This is a genomic window from Undibacterium sp. TC9W (genome assembly GCF_049339865.1).
Lineage (GTDB): Bacteria > Pseudomonadota > Gammaproteobacteria > Burkholderiales > Burkholderiaceae_D > Undibacterium.
On record NZ_JBMPPJ010000008.1, the window covers coordinates 105094 to 124136 of the forward strand.

20 protein-coding genes are annotated in these 19043 nt (G+C 50.3%); 12 read left to right on the plus strand and 8 right to left on the minus strand.

Annotated features, from left to right (window positions below; translation table 11 throughout):
- Positions 1–5 precede the first annotated feature (5 nt).
- Both epsC and ACO0LN_RS13550 read right to left on the minus strand, forming a co-directional pair.
- Positions 6–962 carry a serine O-acetyltransferase EpsC gene (epsC, locus tag ACO0LN_RS13545; RefSeq protein WP_422974554.1) on the minus strand — a complete coding sequence of 319 codons (957 nt, stop codon included), beginning with the start codon at positions 960–962 and terminating at the stop codon, positions 6–8.
- A 48-nt stretch (positions 963–1010) separates the two neighbouring features.
- Complete coding sequence (locus ACO0LN_RS13550) at positions 1011–1487, minus strand: rhodanese-like domain-containing protein (protein ID WP_422974556.1); 477 nt, start codon at positions 1485–1487, stop codon at positions 1011–1013.
- Positions 1488–1696: 209 nt separating this feature from the next.
- On the opposite strand from ACO0LN_RS13550, the gene ACO0LN_RS13555 reads away from it, so the two are divergent.
- Positions 1697–4024 carry a sensor histidine kinase gene (locus ACO0LN_RS13555; RefSeq protein WP_422974558.1) on the plus strand — a complete coding sequence of 776 codons (2328 nt, stop codon included), beginning with the start codon at positions 1697–1699 and terminating at the stop codon, positions 4022–4024.
- A 16-nt stretch (positions 4025–4040) separates the two neighbouring features.
- Here ACO0LN_RS13555 and ACO0LN_RS13560 read toward each other — a convergent pair whose 3' ends face one another.
- The gene (locus ACO0LN_RS13560; protein WP_422974560.1) at positions 4041–5312 is read right to left on the minus strand and encodes an O-acetylhomoserine aminocarboxypropyltransferase/cysteine synthase family protein; all 1272 of its coding nucleotides are present in this window, start codon (positions 5310–5312) and stop codon (positions 4041–4043) included.
- 344 nt (positions 5313–5656) lie between these two features.
- Here ACO0LN_RS13560 and ACO0LN_RS13565 point away from each other — a divergent pair, with 344 nt between their 5' ends.
- A complete protein-coding gene (locus tag ACO0LN_RS13565) occupies positions 5657–6136 on the plus strand; it encodes a glycine zipper 2TM domain-containing protein (protein WP_422974562.1) in 480 nt (159 codons plus the stop codon).
- 78 nt (positions 6137–6214) lie between these two features.
- The gene (locus tag ACO0LN_RS13570; RefSeq protein ID WP_422974564.1) at positions 6215–6973 is read left to right on the plus strand and encodes a hypothetical protein; all 759 of its coding nucleotides are present in this window, start codon (positions 6215–6217) and stop codon (positions 6971–6973) included.
- An 86-nt stretch (positions 6974–7059) separates the two neighbouring features.
- Here ACO0LN_RS13570 and ACO0LN_RS13575 read toward each other — a convergent pair whose 3' ends face one another.
- Both ACO0LN_RS13575 and ACO0LN_RS13580 read right to left on the minus strand, forming a co-directional pair.
- Positions 7060–7926, minus strand: coding sequence for a polysaccharide deacetylase family protein (locus tag ACO0LN_RS13575; RefSeq protein WP_422974566.1), 867 nt, complete (start codon positions 7924–7926; stop codon positions 7060–7062).
- A gap of 15 nt (positions 7927–7941) precedes the next feature.
- Positions 7942–8481, minus strand: a complete 540-nt coding sequence (locus ACO0LN_RS13580) for an ester cyclase (RefSeq protein WP_422974568.1) — start codon at positions 8479–8481, stop codon at positions 7942–7944.
- 141 nt (positions 8482–8622) lie between these two features.
- Here ACO0LN_RS13580 and ACO0LN_RS13585 point away from each other — a divergent pair, with 141 nt between their 5' ends.
- Positions 8623–9534, plus strand: a complete 912-nt coding sequence (locus ACO0LN_RS13585) for a LysR family transcriptional regulator (RefSeq protein ID WP_422974570.1) — start codon at positions 8623–8625, stop codon at positions 9532–9534.
- Positions 9535–9546: 12 nt separating this feature from the next.
- A complete protein-coding gene (locus tag ACO0LN_RS13590; RefSeq protein ID WP_422974572.1) occupies positions 9547–9981 on the plus strand; it encodes a cupin domain-containing protein in 435 nt (144 codons plus the stop codon).
- A 28-nt stretch (positions 9982–10009) separates the two neighbouring features.
- On the opposite strand, the gene ACO0LN_RS13595 is transcribed toward ACO0LN_RS13590, so the two are convergent.
- On the minus strand, positions 10010–10651 hold the full coding sequence (locus ACO0LN_RS13595) for an ABC transporter ATP-binding protein (protein ID WP_422974574.1): 642 nt from the start codon (positions 10649–10651) through the stop codon (positions 10010–10012).
- Positions 10652–10935: 284 nt separating this feature from the next.
- Between ACO0LN_RS13595 and ACO0LN_RS13600 the strand changes: the two genes are divergently transcribed.
- Positions 10936–11406 carry an SH3 domain-containing protein gene (locus ACO0LN_RS13600; RefSeq protein WP_422974576.1) on the plus strand — a complete coding sequence of 157 codons (471 nt, stop codon included), beginning with the start codon at positions 10936–10938 and terminating at the stop codon, positions 11404–11406.
- A gap of 100 nt (positions 11407–11506) precedes the next feature.
- Here ACO0LN_RS13600 and ACO0LN_RS13605 read toward each other — a convergent pair whose 3' ends face one another.
- Positions 11507–13534, minus strand: a complete 2028-nt coding sequence (locus ACO0LN_RS13605; protein ID WP_422974578.1) for a hypothetical protein — start codon at positions 13532–13534, stop codon at positions 11507–11509.
- A 399-nt stretch (positions 13535–13933) separates the two neighbouring features.
- On the opposite strand from ACO0LN_RS13605, the gene ACO0LN_RS13610 reads away from it, so the two are divergent.
- From ACO0LN_RS13610 to ACO0LN_RS13620, 3 genes are all read left to right on the plus strand, one after another.
- Positions 13934–14236, plus strand: coding sequence for a hypothetical protein (locus tag ACO0LN_RS13610; RefSeq protein WP_422974580.1), 303 nt, complete (start codon positions 13934–13936; stop codon positions 14234–14236).
- A 69-nt stretch (positions 14237–14305) separates the two neighbouring features.
- Positions 14306–14881, plus strand: a complete 576-nt coding sequence (locus tag ACO0LN_RS13615; protein ID WP_422974582.1) for a hypothetical protein — start codon at positions 14306–14308, stop codon at positions 14879–14881.
- The gene (locus ACO0LN_RS13620; protein ID WP_422974584.1) at positions 14875–15810 is read left to right on the plus strand and encodes a DKNYY domain-containing protein; all 936 of its coding nucleotides are present in this window, start codon (positions 14875–14877) and stop codon (positions 15808–15810) included. Before ACO0LN_RS13615 ends, ACO0LN_RS13620 begins: the two co-directional genes overlap by 7 nt.
- Positions 15811–15841: 31 nt before the next feature.
- Here ACO0LN_RS13620 and ACO0LN_RS13625 read toward each other — a convergent pair whose 3' ends face one another.
- A complete protein-coding gene (locus tag ACO0LN_RS13625) occupies positions 15842–16360 on the minus strand; it encodes a globin domain-containing protein (protein ID WP_422974586.1) in 519 nt (172 codons plus the stop codon).
- Positions 16361–16402: 42 nt separating this feature from the next.
- Between ACO0LN_RS13625 and ACO0LN_RS13630 the strand changes: the two genes are divergently transcribed.
- The 3 genes from ACO0LN_RS13630 (at position 16403) to ACO0LN_RS13640 (ending at position 18966) form a co-directional block, all read left to right on the plus strand.
- Complete coding sequence (locus ACO0LN_RS13630; RefSeq protein WP_422974588.1) at positions 16403–16552, plus strand: hypothetical protein; 150 nt, start codon at positions 16403–16405, stop codon at positions 16550–16552.
- Between the two features lie 107 nt (positions 16553–16659).
- Positions 16660–18024 (plus strand): PLP-dependent aminotransferase family protein, encoded by a 1365-nt coding sequence (locus tag ACO0LN_RS13635; protein WP_422974590.1) that lies wholly within the window; start codon positions 16660–16662, stop codon positions 18022–18024.
- A gap of 285 nt (positions 18025–18309) precedes the next feature.
- Entirely contained in the window at positions 18310–18966 is a 657-nt protein-coding gene (locus tag ACO0LN_RS13640; protein ID WP_422974592.1) for a GGDEF domain-containing protein, read from the plus strand.
- Positions 18967–19043: the final 77 nt, after the last annotated feature.

Below are 19043 nucleotides of genomic sequence, written 5' to 3' on the forward strand. Positions count from 1 at the left end.
CTTATTCAAACCAGAGAAACGGGATTTTGCTGTTCGTGCCGCAAGCTGGCCTGGCTGACATGGCTGCCCGCCGCCACATCGCTGGTGACCCAGACATTGCCGCCAACGATGGCACCGCGGCCTATGGTGACGCGGCCCAGTACCGTGGCACCGGCATAGATCACCACATCATCTTCAACGATGGGGTGGCGTGGCAAACCTTTTTGCAGCTTGCCATCATCATCGCTGGGGAAGCGTTTTGCTCCCAGCGTGACAGCCTGGTAAATACGCACGCGCTGGCCGATGACGGCAGTCTCACCTATCACCACGCCAGTACCATGATCGATGAAAAAGCCAGCACCTATGCTGGCACCGGGGTGGATGTCTATACCGGTCTGTCCATGGGCGATCTCGGCGACGATACGCGCCAGCAATGGCACACCCAACTGGTACAGCTGATGGGCAATGCGGTGATGTATCATCGCTAGTATGCCGGGGTAGCACAGCAAGACTTCATCTACCGTGCGCGCAGCAGGGTCACCCTGATAGGCTGAAATCACGTCACTGTCCAGCAGTGAGCGTATACCAGGTAAAGCACGGGAAAATTCACGCACTATCGTCAGTGCCCGGTCATCGATATGCAAGCCTTCTTCTTCATGGTAGCGCGAGGCATAGCTGAGCTCCAGCCTGACCTGCCCAAGTAGTGAATGCAGGACAGTATCGAGCGTATGGCCTACATAAAAGTCTTCACTTTCTTGCCGCAATTCAGGCGGCCCCAGTCGCATGGGGAACAAAGCACCGCGCAAATCATTGAGGATTTTTGCCAGTGCATCGCGCGATGGCAATTCACGACCGCCAGGCTCTGCTGACCTTTGCTGACGACGCCGCCAGGCATGGCGCACTACTGCCAGCTCGCTGACAACCTGCTCTATACCGAACAGCGAGGCGCGTATCTCTTTAGTCTGTTGCAATGCTTGTCCCATGATGCTCTGCCCTCTCAAGTCCTTAAGTCCGCAATTACTTCTATTACTTTAGTCCTGCACCCAGGGCAGCTTGTGAAAGCGCCAGCCACCGCTATGCCCACGTTGTTGCGCTTCGTCCAGGTCACCTTCGAAACCCTGTTCTATATTGAAGATATTCGACAAACCGGCCTTGCTGGCAGCTTCTGCTGCCAGTGCCGAACGCTTACCGCTGCGACAAAGCAGCAAGACCACGGCTTGCTTTTCCTTGAGCTTGCCTTCGAGCTCTTTGACAAAGCGCGGGTTGCGCGTCAGGGCTGTGCCTGTCGCCCAGGCTACATGCAGGCTGTCTGGTAAATGACCGACGAATTTGCGTTCTTCATTACTACGCACATCAACGATCACGGCCAGGCCTTGCTGCTGCAAATCCCAGGCATCCGTCGGGGAAACGCTGCCAGCAAATGGCAGGCCAGCGTCTTTGGCGCGCTGGCGGGCAGCAGTCAATGTCAGAGGTTCAGTTGGGGACTCAATAAGTGGGGAAGCTGTCATACACGTTCTCTGTATTCATGTTTTTCGTCACAGAGATTGAATGTACAGAAATTACCTAAGACAGAAAACGAATAAAAATGAAGTTAATTATCCGAAATTCAAATATGCTGTAGCTATTGCCACAAAGCTGGCATTTGCTGCATTGCGCCAATATGGCAAAGCAGTCTGTTAGGCGTATGATATTAGAACCCCACTACTTTATCGCTACTATGGCTACAGCTAAATCTACCTCGTATCCCAGGCTGACGACTCTGCTTACGCTGGGGGTCAGTGCGGTAGTATTGTGTACCATTCTCTCGGCTCTGCTGCTGGTTGATCACTTCGCCAAAAACTATGCACAGAAAGAAGCAGAGCAAAGACTGCAGCAAGTTGCCTGGCAAATGCGCGATTCACTCGACCAGGTCATGCAAAAATCAGTCAGCGATGTGCAACTGCTGTCGCAACTGAATGAAGTCAAAGACGGCAAAGATCCTGCGGATGTACGCCGCATCCTCGATCACCTGCAACACAACTTTTCTGACTATGCCTGGATAGGTTTGGCTGATCCTGAAGGTAAAGTGCTGGCATCTACCAAGGGCATGCTGGAAGGACAGGATGTCAGTAAGCGGCCCTGGTTTATTGAAGGCAAGAAGGCCTTGTATGCGGGTGATTACCACCCTGCCCTGTTGTTGCAGAAGCTGCTGCCTTACAGCATAGACCCCTGGCGTTTTGTCGATGTCTCCATCCCCGTTTACAATTCTGAAGGCAAGCTGCGTGGCGTGCTGGGGGTGCATCTGAGCTGGAACTGGACGCGCAATCTGGTGCAAAACATACTGGCACCCGCTGACAAACAATATGCGGCAGAAATAATGGTGGTCCGGGAAGATGGCACCGTCTTGCTGGGCCCGCTGAAGATGGAAGAAAGCAAGATATCTCCTAACAGCCTGATGCTGTCGCGTTCGGGTAAGAGTGGCGTGACGGAAGAAGTATGGGAAGGCCCGCAGAAATATCTGACTGCCTACACCATGAGTGGACAGGCACGTAATTACCCCGCCTTGCAATGGAGCATACTGGTGCGCCAGCCCAAGGATGTTGCCATGGCTGGTTTGTATAACCTGCAGCGTGAAATCATGATTTCTGGCGCCATACTATGCATCGTGCTGGCACTGCTGGCATCGCTGTTGGCAAGGCGCATGTCCTCATCGCTGACTAAACTCAGTACCTTCATGGAACAACGTACCCAAAACCGCGATTCACAGGCAGAGCAACCGCTCTTCCCCGTTGTGGTTCACGGCTTTCATGAAGCCCAGCTTTTATCGACCACGATAGCGGGAATGCTGGAAAAAGAAGAACAATACCTGACCAAGATCGAACGCAGCAATCAAGATCTCGAAGCAACCGTGATTGAACGCACGCGTGAAATTGAGCTGAAAGCCAGCCAACTGGAAAATGCCTTGCAGGAGCAACGCGTTGTACAAAATCGTTTGCAAGCCATTACAGATAACCTGCCCTGCATAATCACTTTCATGGACAGGCAAGAACGCTATTTATTCGTGAATGCTTTCGTCACGACAGAATTTGGCATCAAGCCCGAGTATCTGTTGGGGCGCACTTTGCGTGAAGTTGTTGGCGATGAATTTTACAAGGCCCATGCACCTCATGTGCAGGCAGTATTGGCGGGTGAACGTGTCAGCTTTGAAGGCGAGGGTAAATTAAATAGACGTACCTACTATTATCAGTCTGTGTATGTGCCTGCCTATGACGATGCCGGTCAAGTCACGGGGTTTTATGCGATGAGCTTTGATATTGCTGACCGCAAGCGGGTGGAGATGATGATGAATGAGTTCGTCTCCATGGTCAGCCATGAGCTGCGTACTCCACTGACATCGATCAATGGCTCGCTGCGCCTGGTAGCCGCCGGCGTTGCTGGCCAGGTACCGGATAAAGCCCAGGAACTGATAACCGTTGCAATGCGCAATGGTGACCGCCTGCTGCACTTGATCAATGATATTCTCGACCTGGAAAAAATCGCCTCCGGCAAGATGGAATTCAATTTCCAGCTCAGCCAGATTGGCCCGATGATCCAGGATGGCATCAGTGCCAACAAGTCGTATGCCGATCAATATGATGTCAGCATCAAATGGCATGAGGCTTATTCCGAAATGATGGTCAATGTCGATCGTCACCGCGTTGGCCAGGTACTTGCCAATCTGTTGTCAAACGCGATCAAGTTCTCTCACAAAGGGGGCGAAGTAGAAGTGACGGTGGAAATGAATTTGACCAGACAAAGAGTCAAGGTCATCGTTACCGACCATGGCTGCGGCATACCATCCAATTTCCATAACAAGATATTCCAGAAATTCAGTCAGGTCGATGGTTCCAATACCCGCAAAAAAGGTGGCACTGGCCTGGGTTTGAATATTTGCAAAACCATCATAGAAAAAATGGAGGGCAGCATAGGCTTCACCTCCACTGTGGATGTTGGCAGCCAATTCTTTTTTGAATTGCCGCTGGCAGGCACCACATCCAGTGCCGCCAGCGTCATTGAGGCAAGCTAGGCTGAAAGGCCGCCCGCTAGGTTGCAGCCAGTGCCTGCTCCAGATCAGCAATCAGGTCATCAATGTGTTCTATGCCTATCGACAAACGCACAGTGTCTTCAGTGACACCGGCTTTTGCCAGCTCTTCAGGGTTCAATTGACGATGCGTGGTGCTGGCCGGATGACAGGCCAGGGATTTGGCATCGCCTATATTCACCAGACGGGTGAATAGTTGCAGGGCATCCTGGAAGCGACCACCAGCTTCACGCCCGCCTTCGAGACCAAAAGTCAGGATGCCAGAAGGTTTACCACCCAGGTATTTCTGCGCGAGCGCATGGTCCTTGTGTTCAGGCAAGCCGGCATAATTGACCCACTTCACCTTCGCATGCTTGTCAAGGTAATGGGCAATCTTGATGGTGTTGTCGGTAATCCTGTCCAGGCGCAAGGCCAGGGTTTCTATGCCCTGCAAGATAAGGAAGGCATTGAAGGGCGACAAGGCAGCACCGGTATTACGTAAAGGTACGACGCGGGCACGCCCTATATACGCTGCAGGCCCCAACGCTTCGGTATATACCACGCCGTGATAAGAGACATCAGGTTCGTTCAGGCGTTTGAATCTTTCTTTATGCTCAGCCCAGGGGAATTTGCCAGAATCAACGATGATGCCACCTATGGAATTGCCATGCCCGCCGAGGTATTTTGTCAGTGAATGCACGACGATATCTGCGCCAAATTCTATCGGGCGCAACAAATATGGGGAAGGCACGGTGTTATCGACGATCAATGGAACGCCATGTTGGTGGGCGACTTTGGCAATGGCTTCGATATCCGTAATATTGCCTAGTGGATTGCCGATAGATTCTACAATTACTGCCTTGGTTTTAGCATCGATCAACTTGGCAAAGGACTCAGGGTCACGGTAATCAGCGAAGCGGGTTTCTATGCCGAATTGAGGTAGCGTATGGGCAAACAGATTATAGGTACCGCCATATAGGGTAGAGGCAGAGACGATATTGTCACCTGCCTCGGCAATCGTCTGTATCGCATAGGTGATCGCAGCCTGTCCAGAAGCCAGCGCCAGGCCGGCAATACCGCCTTCGAGCTCGGCCACGCGTTTTTCCAGCACATCATTGGTGGGATTCATGATGCGTGAATAAATATTACCCTGTACTTTGAGATCAAACAGATCCGCACCATGCTGGGTATTGTCAAAGGCATAGGCGACGGTCTGATAAATAGGCACGGCAACCGCGCGCGTGGTCGGGTCAGGTGTGTAACCACCATGTACTGCTATGGTTTCCAGCTTCATCAAGATGTCCTTTTATTTTAATAATGCGTTCGGATGAGGAAATTGATCATAAAAATACTGCCTTTAAATAACAAGGAAGCATTTCGAATTTGCTTATCAAGAAAATGAAGCCAGCCCCAACCCGGGATTTATTTTCGGCAGGCAACAAACAAATAGCGCATGCGGCCACTATTCAGAATGCTGGATAATATTACAATAAAAACATTATCAAAAACTTCATTAAGTTTGAATTTGAAATACAAACTTACAATATAAAGCGGCAATTATTTATAGTTTGATATTTATAATAGGTCGGAAAAACACAATCAAATTTCCGTAAAACCCGTATGAGGCTGCTATATAAAATGAAAAAATATATCCCGCTGGCAATGTTTATTGTCGTTGCATCTGCCTGCACAACATCACCAGCACAAAATGAACCGCGTAATGTCAGGGCAGGTGGTTTTCAGGATCAGCAGAATGCTGAAGTAGGTGATATCCAGGACATGCGCAGAACGACACTGCAAAAGCAAGGCCGGACAGGTGCGACTGGTGCAGTGGTCGGTGCGGTCACCGGTGCAGCGCTGGGCAATCAGATTGGCAAAGGCAACGGCAAGAAAGTCAGCACAGTATTAGGCGGTGTCGTCGGTGGTGTAGTTGGCAATGCTGTTGCTGAACAAAACTCCATGGTTAACGTGCCAGGACTGGAAATTGTAGTGCGCCTGCGCAGCAATGGTAGCCTCATCACTGTCACCCAGGAACAACAGGGACGCGATTCCTATTACATAGGTCAGCCGGTGCGGGTAATCTACACGCAAAATATGGCGCAAGTACTACCCTTGTAAAACAAGGGCTTCATTACGGTGACAACATTTCTCGTTGACGACAGGCCATGACAACGAATAGTTTTTTATAGCGACAGAATGAAAACTTCACACAAGTTAATCAGCCTTGCCCTTTGCGGTTTCAGTGCTGCTGCGCAAGCGCAAATCTGGACTGACCTGCCAAGCATAAATCAAGATGCCGATGTCATCACCCAGCGTGCTGACAGCCCGATATACAGCCGCATGGCGACTGATAAAAACTACCGCCAGTTTGCCTATTCTGCCATCAATATCCGCGGCGAACAGCTAGGTTACAAGCTGGTGCTGGAATCACGCGACGCATTGTTCACGGATAAAAAATTACGCAAAGTCTATGAAGCCAGGGCAGGCAAGTATTTTGTCTCTTATTGGGTAAAGGAATACCCAAACCAACGCACGATGCCCTTCAAACGCAATGTTGAGATCTTGCTGGTTGTCGTCGATACCGTGCCCGCGAATAAAGATAACCCTGAATTCAAGGCCGTTGCCAGCAAGCTGCCCTATGTGACTTACCAGATACGCTGGCAACAATTCAATGGCAATCAGGTGGTTGGCATCAAAGGGGATGACACCGGTGCAGCCGTCAAATGGAATTGTAAAACCAAGGAAGGCAAAGTCATGCCGACCATGATACAAACCATGATCATTCATAAACCCAACTTCAAGAATGAAGAAGAGTGGTATCGCACTGCGTATTACATCACCGATACCGGTGAGCTAAAAGACAATGGCGCAGGCCGGAGAAACATCTGCACCGAGCGCAGTGTAGGCCCGGATGATGAAGTATCGAAATGGGTACGCTTTTTTGGCGGTGTATAAACCAGAGATTGACTCTGCCACACAACAGCTTTTGATGGGGTGATGCTTTTTACAAACAGCATCGCCCGTTCCCAGCTGGTCCTCAATTACTTCACAGGCACATCCGGCATACTCAGTGCCAGCTCAGCTATTTTGTCCTTGCGCATGAAGACCACGCCAGGATGTTGCAGGGCATACTGCAAAAACTCCCCTAGCATTTTGACACGCGCCGGAGTACCACCTATGCGGTCATGCAGAGAGACCGACATCATGCGCCGTCTGTATCCTGACTCCATATACAACTGATCAAATTCATCACGCAACTCCTGACCAAAAGCCTGCGCCGTCAATGGCCCCTCAGCCCCAAAGCGAGCAATGTCGTTATTGCGCAAGGTGTAAGGCACAATCGCAAAAGCGCGGTCATTGACGATGGTCGTCATCGGTTCATCGGCACTGAGATCATCAATGTGATAAGTGAAACCCAGTGACTGCAATATCCCCAGGGTGCGCGGCGTGCCACGCAACCAGAAGGCATTAAAACCGAAAGGCCGCGTGCCTGTTGCTTTTTCTATCGCTGCGATATTGGCGATATACGATGCGCGCTCTTCTGCCTCAGTCATGGTCCAGTGCGGCGTCCAACTATGTCCGTGCGCGGCCGCTTCATGGCCACGTTGCACGATTTCTCTGGCAAGCTCCGGTCTTTGCAATACCGCCTGCCCAACCATATGCGAAGTCACGGGTATCTTGAATTTGTCCCACAGATCCAGCATGCGCGGTATGCCTTCACGTGCACCATATTCAAACCAGGTGCGGGCTGGCAAATCAGGCAGACTCGTGTCTGCCATGACAGGAAAAGGTGAACCATTCTGATGCTCTGATTGCGCACCGGCTTCAAACTGCATGGAAACAGAGACCACCATGCGTATGCCATCTGGCCAGAATTGCCCATCAGGCAGGTTGATTTGGTTTTTCATTTCGAGCTCCCTATATCATTGTTTGACGACGCCCAATTGCTGCAACAGAGTCAGGTTATCTTCCAGATGCCAGTTCTCAGCGATGCGGCCATCGGCGACGCGGTAAATATCTGTCGCAATGAAATCGACCTTGCGGCCATCGCCTTGCTGACCATGGAAGCTGCCGCTAAAGTGGCCGTTAAAATGCAGGCGACCTATGACACGGTCACCAACCAGCAACATCTCTTCCACTTCCAGCTTCAGGTCAGGTACGGCTGCGCGAAAAATTTTTGAGGCAAACAAGGCACCCTGAAGACCTTGTGGCCGGCCCGCAGGCAAATTCCTGTCCATGAAATTATCTGCCAGCGCCGCTTGTGCAAACTGCCCGTCACCGGTATTCCAGAAAGCATAGTAACGCCGTGCCGCCAGTGCCATGTTTTGCTGCTGCGCAGCCGGGATGGACTTGTCGGCAACGATGTTACGCGGTACTGGCAAGTCGTCTTGCGCATAAGCTGAGCTTGCATAAGCATTAATACTTAATAATAAACCAAGACCTGCTAAAAATTTGGCATGCATGATATTTCCTTTCATTGCTGGCTAACTGAGTTGTAAAGCGAAATTCGCCTGGACACTACTGTGCTACCATTCCAATTAATTGAAAATAGACTTAATAATCAAAGCATCTATTCCAATTTTGAAAAGATAAGGTATTTGTCCATGATAGAACTGGCCGATATAAAACTATTTGTCCAGGCTGTGCTGAGTGGCAGCCTGTCTGCTGCGGGTCGTGAACTCGGCTTTTCACCAGCCGTAGGCAGCAAACGCATGAGCCGGCTGGAAGCTGCCCTGGGCACGCGCCTGCTGCAACGCAGTTCACGTCACCTGAATCTCACCGAAGAAGGGGCGTTATATTTCGAGCGCTGCCAGGCCATCTTGCTGGATGTTGCCAATGCAGAAGCTGAACTGGGCCAAGGCCAGACTGAGCCGCGTGGCCTGCTCAGGGTATCTTCACCGGTTGCACTGGGCAGACACTACATAGGCCCGGCACTGGCAAAATTTGCAGGCCAGTATCCCGGGCTGCAGGTGCAACTGTCGCTCAGCGACCAGCTCATTGATCTCGTCGCATCCGGTTTCGATTGCGCCATCAGGATAGGGGCCAATACTGACTCACGCCTGCTTGCGCGCACACTGGCAGACAACAGGCGCATCGTTTGCGCTGCCCCGGCCTATCTCGCCAGGCATGGCAAACCCAATGTACCGGCCGACTTGTTGCAGCACAATTGCATACTCATGCAGCCATCGTCAGCCATGCACGCAGACTGGCATTTTCATTCGAGCGCATCTGGCGAAGAACAAACAATCAGAGTACGTGGCAACTGGCTGACCGATAATGGCGAACAGGCACATGACTGGGCATGTGCGGGTCTGGGTCTGGTCAGGCGTTCTTGCTGGGACATGGCAGCGGCCCTTAAAAGCGGCCAGTTGCTTGAAGTTTTACCGGAGTGGACAGATATCAGCGCACCGATACAAGTCATGTATCCATCGCGCCACTATTTGCCTCTACGCACACGCCTGTTCATAGACTTGCTGGTAGCAGAATTTGCCAATGCAGGAAATCAAAACACATAGCCGGGGGTATCAATGAAAATAGCGCTCACCTTATTCTGTTGCGTGCTGGTCACAAACGGCAATACATGCATGGCCGCAGCAGCGGATACTGCCCCCGCCATGAGCATCATCAATGAAGAAGAAGTCAAACGCGATGAGCCACCGCCCCACGGTGCGATAGGGATGTCCACAGCTTACCGCATCAGCGATGCAGCACCTGCACCGCGCAGCATGGAATTCAGGAAACGCATACTGCATCCTGGCGCAGAAATAGGTTTGCACCCTATAGCCCATGACGAAGTTTATTATGTGCTCTCTGGCACAGGCAGCGTGACCTCAGATGGCAAGACTGCCACCCTGAAAGCCGGCATGGCCGCCTACTTATACAAGGGCGCAGTAGTGGGTATCAAACAAACAGGGACAGAAGATATGAGCATTATTGTGAGCTATCCGAATGCAGCGCACTGAGCTCAGTCAATCAACTCTGTTACCAAGCTCAGTCACCTAAATCTATCACGCCCGACAAGGCCAGACCTTGCGGCCTCACATACATTGCCAGCACCCAGGCCTTAGCAGCATCCGCTGCAAGCTGGTTCAGATTGGCTGTGATAAATTCTATCGATGACTTGTCCAGTGCAGCAAAAGGATCATCCAACAAACTGATGGTCGCACCGGCAGCAAAAGCGGCCGCCAGCCAGACCTTGCGCTTGCTGCCTGTCGATAACATGAACATCTGCTTGTTGATATGCGGTGTCAATCCAAGACCTTCTATGGCTTGCGTCAATATGGCATCATCAAAACCGGCATATGCCTTGCGCACGGTAACGAAATAATCAGGCACCGACATTTGATCATAAACATCAGTACGTGGATCTACCCAGAATACCTGGTTGCGGTATGCCTCAGGCTGCGCAGACAAGGCAGCATCCTCGATCTGCAATTGCCCGCTTTGCGCAGTTAATTCACCTGCCAGCAATTGCAGCAAACTGGTCTTGCCCCGGCCATCACCACCGCGCACCAGGGTAATACCTGCGGGTATATCATACGACCAGTTGGTGAACAAAGAATGGTCGGGATATTGAAAAGTAAGATCAGTGGCTTGCAGGACAGTTTTTTTCTGGGTCATGGAGGTAGTCATTGCTCAGGCATTTATTTTTTTGGGGATGATACATAGTATAAGCTGTCATCAGAAAAAAACACTGGCATGACTGCGATTACCTACTGTTTCACTCTTTGAAGAGCAAGAACCCAATTCAATTGTCTTATCTGCTGCAATTCCTGTCTGGCCGTGAGTAAAGCATGCTAGACTTTTCGCGCTGGTTTTCCATCCACTTAATACCTTTACACCCAATTGCGGTGACTATGAATACGCCACTCTCTCTATCCAAAACTAGCGCCTGCTGTTTTTGCAGTTTACTACTCATGACCAGCGCGCTGTACAGCAATGTGGCACATGCCGAGCCTGAAGTGACCGCATGCAAACTCAAAGTTTTTTCCATTGACCCTGACACCAAGGGCAACAATATCCGCAGCGGCCCGGGTTCTGAACACAAGGTGATAGCCACCATCAAAGACAGTGATTCACAAATGGAAATCACAGGCTCTGCCGGAAAATGGCTGCGGGTTCGCCAGGTCAGCGGCGTGGCCAGCGAAGTATATTTCAAAGGAGAAGGTTGGGTATACGCGCCCCTGACTGGCATCAATGCAAAAGCAAGTGTCAGCCTGCGTGCCAGCCCGATGGCACAGAGCGCGATGACAGGAAAAATCCCTGCAGAGGCAGGAGCATCAGTACAAAGCTGTCATGGCGAATGGCTGGAGATACAATATCAAAGCGCGAAAGGATGGATGCCGCCTGGATCATATTGCGGCAATCCAGTAACGACCTGTTCATAGAACAAGCGCAAGATAAAAGCCCGCTGCTTGCATTAATCGTCATGCAAGCAGCGGGTTTTTTTACATCTGCAATATCGACGATGACTGAATCATCGCCTCATCAAAACTCAAACGCACCAATGTCTATCATGCCATCCTGCTTGCGCAAGATCACCGCGCCAGGTTGTGCCACTGGCAGCAAGTTGGATGTCAGGTTACCCAATCCATTACCCGCATTGATCAGAGGTGAACCAAGGGCCGGGCGATAATCATGCTGTGCCACATTCGCCAATACCGGATTATTATTGGCACCCAGATTGGTGTTCCAGCCGTTCACGACTGCACCTGTCAAATGCCCTACCCAATACTGCGCGGCATTGGGCGAGACCCAGTTATTCGTCATATTGACGGTGCCCTTGCCCAGTGCCATGGCCTGTACTTTACCTGGCGAACCTGGTGTCACTGGCAATGCATAGAACAGATTATTCCTGACGTCAGCAACTGCATTGGGCATGCCCAGATTAAACATCAGTGTCTCTGGATAAATGCCATGGGTAGCGTCTCCCCTTACCACCATCGTATTATTGTAGAAGAACAGGGTGCCCTGACGGTAGTTTGCAGTCAGGCCACTGTCACCACCATAATTGACGAGGTTGGTGTTATTGCTGCCTGGCGTCACATCAAACAGATTGCCATAGACATAGGTCGATGCATAGTTTGGTTCACCATAGATAAGCGCATTGCCACCAGTAGAATCCATCAGATGCAGTTGCAAACCACAGCTGGATGCGAAAGTGTTGTAGCGGACAATCAGGCCGGATGAGCGGTCTTTCAAACAATCACCAAAAGCACCGGGGCGCACGTCACCAAAGTAGTTGTACTGAAAAATAATATCGCGTGCTTCAGTATAGCTATTGTGTTCGGAGTAGCCGTTAGTCACATTGGCAATAGGTGCATTGCCGTTGTTGTAGAAAGTATTGGCCTCGATCAGTACATCTTGCGACAACTCAAGCAGCGTACCATTTTTGGAATTAATGAACAGGCCGTTACCGCAATTGTGCATGACATTATTTTTCACTACCAGATGTGCCGCGGCTTCGACAAACAGGCAGGTGCCAAAGGCAGCATAGCTATCTGTTTTCTTGCCCTGTGCATCAGAAAATGAGTTGCCATACACAGAGTTGCGTATGTCGAGATTTTCGATGCCGATATAACCCACTGGCCCATTATTGTAGTTGTAGCCAGCCTGAGGCCCCACCATGACCAGGCCCAGTTTATACAGCGCGCGCGTGGTACTGGCATTGTCATGATATTGCAGGGTGCGGGCAGCCTGGCCTGGCAGTGTCTCCAGTTGAGTCGCCAGCTTGCCCTGGGCATCTGGTGCACCATCGATGATAGGTCGCGCACCGGTCACAGGGTCAGGCACGCCGATCACACGCATGAATTTATTCGGTGCAGTTGGCGTCAGATTGGTACCCGCTGAAATCAAGATCATTTCATGGTACGGCATATTGTTTGGCTTGGCATAAATCCTGACCGTGTCACAGCCTTTCAATAAACTCCAGGGTAACTGGCCCAATGTAGTATAGGTCTTGCCCACGCCTACATCATAGTAGTTGATGGCAGCACAACCGGACTGATCCGCATTCATCGTCGGCGTGGTCGCCCTGGTGATAGTCGATGAACCAGAAACTGGCGGGATGCTGGTGCTGGCCGCCGTAATGACAAATACCCGTGAACGGGTATAAGTTACACCCGCTACCGTCGCGCTGGCCGTAACGGTGGCGCTGCCTGAAGGCGAATTGGCAGGCACTGCCAGCAAATAATTACCTAATGCATTAGCGACAGCAACTTTGCTGACTGCAATCAACGCAGGATTACTGCTGCTGACCGTAATGGCCACCGACGCATCTGTCGTGCCAGTTTCGGTAATAAATTCTATGAGTGCATACTCCATCGAACCCGCATTACGTGCATTGCTGGCTTCAAAACCCACGGTCTTGGATGAGAAACCTATGCGAGCCGGACTGGTGGCTGCATTTGCTGTCTTTACAGACAGCGAGATGACGCTTACTGAAGTGATAGCCAGGCAACAGCCAAAGGCCAATGCACTGGACAGTTTTTGAAGTAAATTTTGATGCAGTTTCATACTATTTCTCCTGACGAAGCGACATGAACACATGAAAGATGCACCCTGCAGCAATAAAATGAAGATACAAATTTCAAATCTGGCAAGCATCATCACAAGCCTGGATGTGTAAAGTAAGTGTCGCCCGTCAGTTTTTTATATGACATTAAGCATATTGAGTTCTGGCCCGGTCTGTGAAAGACTCTACCTGGCAAGCGCAGTTGCCCTGAAAATGTTGTCTTGCAGATTCATTCAAGAAATGTGCGAAAGAAAGCATTATTTTTACCTTGTGTTTCTCCTGTAATTCCCTTGTATCTATTCACTAGACCAAGACTTGTATCTATCACTAACCACAGGCCAGGTGCAAACTTGCCAGGCTTTAATCCAAACCATATCAAGCAACCAAGAAAGAGACATATCATGATCAAACTGACCCGTCTGAAACTGACCCACCTGCTGCAGGCACTGGTCATCACTTCTGTCGTCGCTACTGGCAGTGCTGGCGCTGCTGATCCGGGTTCTGCAAGTGAAAAAGACCCGCTGCGTGCCACGCTGCTGGAAAGTAAAGAGAAAAACAAGGGCGTTACCGTGCATGCCAGTGGCACCAATGTCGCCATGGTCGTTACTGCGCTGGATGAGAAATACGTCATAGGACGCAACCAGCAAGCCAGCCGCATCGTCATCCGCCTCGACCGTATCGACGGCGTCTCTGCAGCATTTTGATTCCTTTTGCCGGGATCAGGCATCGTCAATCCACACTTCATCGACACTTAAATCATTAGGGAGAAAACGATGTCTGACTTGGCATTTTGGATAATATGTCTCGCTGTTTTGGGCCTGGCCTATGGCTGGCGACACAAGTCAAATACGCGACAAGAGCCGCGCAAGCAAGCAGAACAAGTCATGCTGCATATACGTATAGACAGAGACAGCGTGCACGCTGGTGACGACACCGTGTCGCATGCAGAAAACATTGCCGTCCCTGCCAATACCAGTCTGGCTGGTTTGCTGGAGCAAATCCGCATGGCAAAATTTTTGCCATCCATCAGCGGTTGCAAGGCGACCTGGGTCATAGAATCCTCAGGAAGCCATATCAAGGCAATAGGTGTGCTGGCCCAACAATGGCAGGAGCCCCGTATCATGATAGATGCATCGGTAGAGCTGGCACAGCACTTTGCAGGCCAGCAACCCAATCTCTTCTTTCGCTACCACTGCCAGATCGATCCTGACACTGAATACGCACAATTGCAGGCTTCGCTGGCCAATGAAAAGCTAGCCCAGACTGATCACATCACTGGTTTCAGCAGTCTGGCAAGATACACGAATTATCTGCGCAGTTTACAGAATCCGGATTCAGGCAGATGTTAAGGCAACTCAAAAAATACCCACCCTGGATTATCCTGATGGGCATCATTTCTTTCCTGTTTGGCTGCGGTAACGAATCCGCCTATTACAAAAAGAAAGGCAAGTGGCATTACGACGGTGTGGTCATTGACAGCCAGCATGCGCTCATCGACTTTACGCCAATAGACGACTATTTTGCCAAAGATGCGCATTATGCCTATTACCGTGGCACGCCTATTTTTAACGGCAATGATGCCAGCGACAGTGCCAGTTTTCAGGTACTGAGTAAATACTATGCCAAGGACAAGTCCATGGTATTTTTTTGCGATACCGAGCGCGACAGCAAAGAATACTGGAGCATCAAACGCATAGTCATCAAAAAAATACGGGATGCTGACCCGGCCAGTTTCCGCATGATGAGCGATGGCTATCTGGCCAGGGATAAATCACATCTGTTCAGGCAGGACAAGATCGTGCCAGTGCAGGATATTGACAGCTTTGTACTGCTGGATCATTTTTTTGCCAAAGACAAATTGCGCGGCTATTATCGCGAAAAAGAAATTGCAGGCAGTGACGGGCTTACCTTTGCCCCCATAGACGCCCACTATGCCAAAGACCGTACAAAAATTTATTATGTCGATGGCTACACCGTCAACGGCAGTATCAAAGGCGTCAGCTACGACAACTTCAAAACAATAGAACAAGGCTATGCTGTTGATGGCATCAAGGTCTATTACCGTGGCGATGTCATCAGCAAAGAAGATGCTGCCTCATTGCAGTATCTGGCGATGGGATATGCAAAAACTTCGCGCCAGGTTTTTTATTATGGAAAATTGATCAAGGGGGCAGACGCTGCCAGTTTTGCCATGCTTGAACGCTTTGACGGCAAGATCGATTCGACGGATAAAAACGCGCAATACAATGCAGGCGAACGTATCAAGGCAGCCTCATAAAAACAGCTGATCATCCAGAAATAGACCGCAATTAATTTTTTGCAGCACTGGCCATGCCATGCTGCATGATGGTCGCCATATTATCAAAAAAACCTTCCCAGGCAGCACGGTGTGCAGCTGTAAACCCGGCACCGCCGCGGGTCGCCAAAGTATCAATCAAGATATTGCGCATCACACCAAAATAAGCTTGCTGTACCTGGTAATGATGATGCCGCACGCCAGATGCGCGCAATAGCAACAACAGATGTTCAGGCTGATGTACCAGCGCCACGGTTTCTTCCAGCGTGTGCGTCAGGCGGCCCTGTTGCTCTGTCATGTCACCGGCAAATAATTCAATCACCGCAGGCGCTGCAGCAAACAGATGCCGGTAAAAATCAACCGCGAGATCACCAGGGGCCGCAATGGCTGCCGCCCAGCCAGATGTGATCAGCCCGGCTACATCGTCTTGAATAGTCATCAACCATTGCTCAGCCGCTGCGAGCTGGGCTTTATTCGGTGCGCGGGAAGAAAGGGCTGGTTTAGCCGGTTTTTCTGCTGGGGCTTTAGTCATTATGAGATTCTGGCACTTAGGGATAACAATCTGAGGACTTGTATGAACTTGAAAGCGGATTTCCTGCTTAGTATATCCCTTATCCTCACTGACATAGAAGAAATCAGCACCCCGGCACAGACCTATACATACTTCAGTATGCACGGTCAGAACTACGATTTGATACGCAAGCCCATACCGGATATGTTATAAGTATCGCTGGCAATATTGCAGCACGATTTCATCAGACTCCATTGCCGCCCTTCCCTTAGTACATCAGCGTGCAGCCTGGTTAATTCTTGCAAAATTGAGGATTTTTTGTGACAAAGAACAAGTATCAAATATTGGCAGATGAACTGGCTGATGCGATATTGAGCAAAAAATTGGCGGCCAATGCGCGCCTGCCTTCAGTACGTGAACTCATGCAGCAGCATCAGCTCAGTCTTGCCACTGTGACTAATGCTCTGCACACCCTGGAAGAAAAAGGCCTGGTTGAACCACGTGGCAAAGCTGGCTATTTTGTTAAACCGCCAGCGAAGCAAGAAGCCGTGGCGCCTGCCGCACATACCCAGGCAGATTTGCAAAACATGTCTGCCAATGTACTCAAATGGGGGCCGGCAGAAGACCTGTTCCCTGAACAACGGTGGCAAAGCCTGCTGGGCAGCGTGATACGCCGCCATCCCTTTTTATCTACCCGCCATGCCCAGGGCTATGGTCACCCACGCCTGCGTGCTGAACTGGCCAAACGCAGTGCAGAGAACGGCTGCTTCCTCAAGGAAGATGAATTGATCGTGACCCAGGGCGCGACAGAAGCCCTGCTGCTGGCCTTGCGTGCAACCAGCGAGGCTGGCAGCAAGGTATTGGTGCAGGCACCCGTCAGCGTCCTGTATAGCCGCCTGCTGGAAACCTTCACCCTGACACCCGTGACTGTGCACAGCAGCGTGGATGCACCAGAATTTCTGGCAGAGGTGCAGGCCATACTGGAAGGTGAAGATCCACCCAAGGTTTTTTTACTGGTCGCCAATTACCATTTTCCCACTGGTGCACTGATGCCCTTGCCAGTGAAACGCACTCTTTTGAGACTGGCAGAAAAACATGGCGTCACCATCATAGAAGATGATGTCTATGGCGACCTGCAGCATGATGGTGCACGGCCACTGACACTGAAATCCTTTGATCTCAAAGGCAATGTCATCTACGTCAACTCTTGCTCCAAGACCCTGGCACCCGGTTTGCGCATAGGCTGGCTGGCAGCTGGCAGCTGGCGTGAACGCATAGAGTATTTGAAAAGCGCATCGGCCAGCAGTGTCAATGAATTATCGCAACTCGTGCTGGCAGAATTTCTGGCGCAGGGTAGCCATGTGCCACACTTGCGCAAATACCGCCAGCAATTGAAAACACGCACTGGTGAATATTTATCCATACTGCGGCTGGTGTTGGGCAATACCGTCAAACTGGCTGATATGCCCGGCGGTTATAGTTACTGGTTGCCCCTGCCGGGCAAGATCAGTGCAGAAGAAATACAGACACAAATCCGCGCCAACTGGCCCTTACTGGAAGAAGCCGATACACCACAGATTGCACTGGTCTCGAATGGCGTATGCGTAAATACATCCATTCCACTGACTGACCCTCTGCGCCAGTCATTGACTGCATTCTGTTTTTATCTGCGTGGTTTCTATTAGCGTTTTTCCATAAGATGACGCACAAAAAAACGGGGAAATCCCCGTTTTTTTATTTTGTATCTACCGATAAAAGCAGTGCTTGTATCTATCTGCAAAATCCCCTCTCCAACATACTTCTTCCCATGCTAAGGCATGATCAGACTCTATTGAACAATCCTTGAGCGCGCCGTACTTTCTGAAAATTTCTTGTATTCATGCGGAAAGCACAGCCTTGTATCTAACAATGCATCTGCCCTTCGCCAATACTGTGCAGGTCATCATTCATCGCTTATGAAAAGAAATTGTATGCAAGCTACGCAAAGACTCATTTATAAAAAACATACGCCACATTTCGACTGTGCAGCGCCCGTTTGTAGTGACAAAGAATATGCACCCCGTGGTGCTGATGACAGCAAAAATACCGCTGCACTCATGGAAGAAATATCGCGTCTGAAGCGCTTTATCTCTGATCTGGAAATTGAAAACCGTACGGACATACTGACTGGTTTGTTGAACCGCCGTGGTTTTATCACTGAGTTAAATACGGCATGGGACAGATGGGTACGTTATGCAGTACCAACCACGCTGATCGTGCTGGACATGAATCGCTTTAAACAAATCAATGACAATTATGGACATGAGGCTGGCGACAAGGCATTGAAACTGGTTGCTGTGTATCTGCAAAACAATTTGCGATCCACCGACATACTGGGACGACTTGGTGGTGATGAGTTTGCCGTGATTTTACCGCATACCAATGCCCAGGAAACGCAAACCATCATCAATAAATTATTGCAGGCCACACCTGTTTTGCAAATGAATTTTTCACAGGAGCAGGTAGCCATTCCTTTGGAATTTGCGCTTGGTTTTGCTGAAGTGAATACATCCCAGGGCCCACCCAAGGCCTGGCTGCAAGCTGCTGACTTGCAGATGTACCAAAGCAAGGCTGCCACGGCAGACTAGGCAAACTTTCAGCAAATCCACTTTCAGCAAATCCACTTTCAGCAAATCCAATCTATCATTTCAACCGGAGTTTAAAA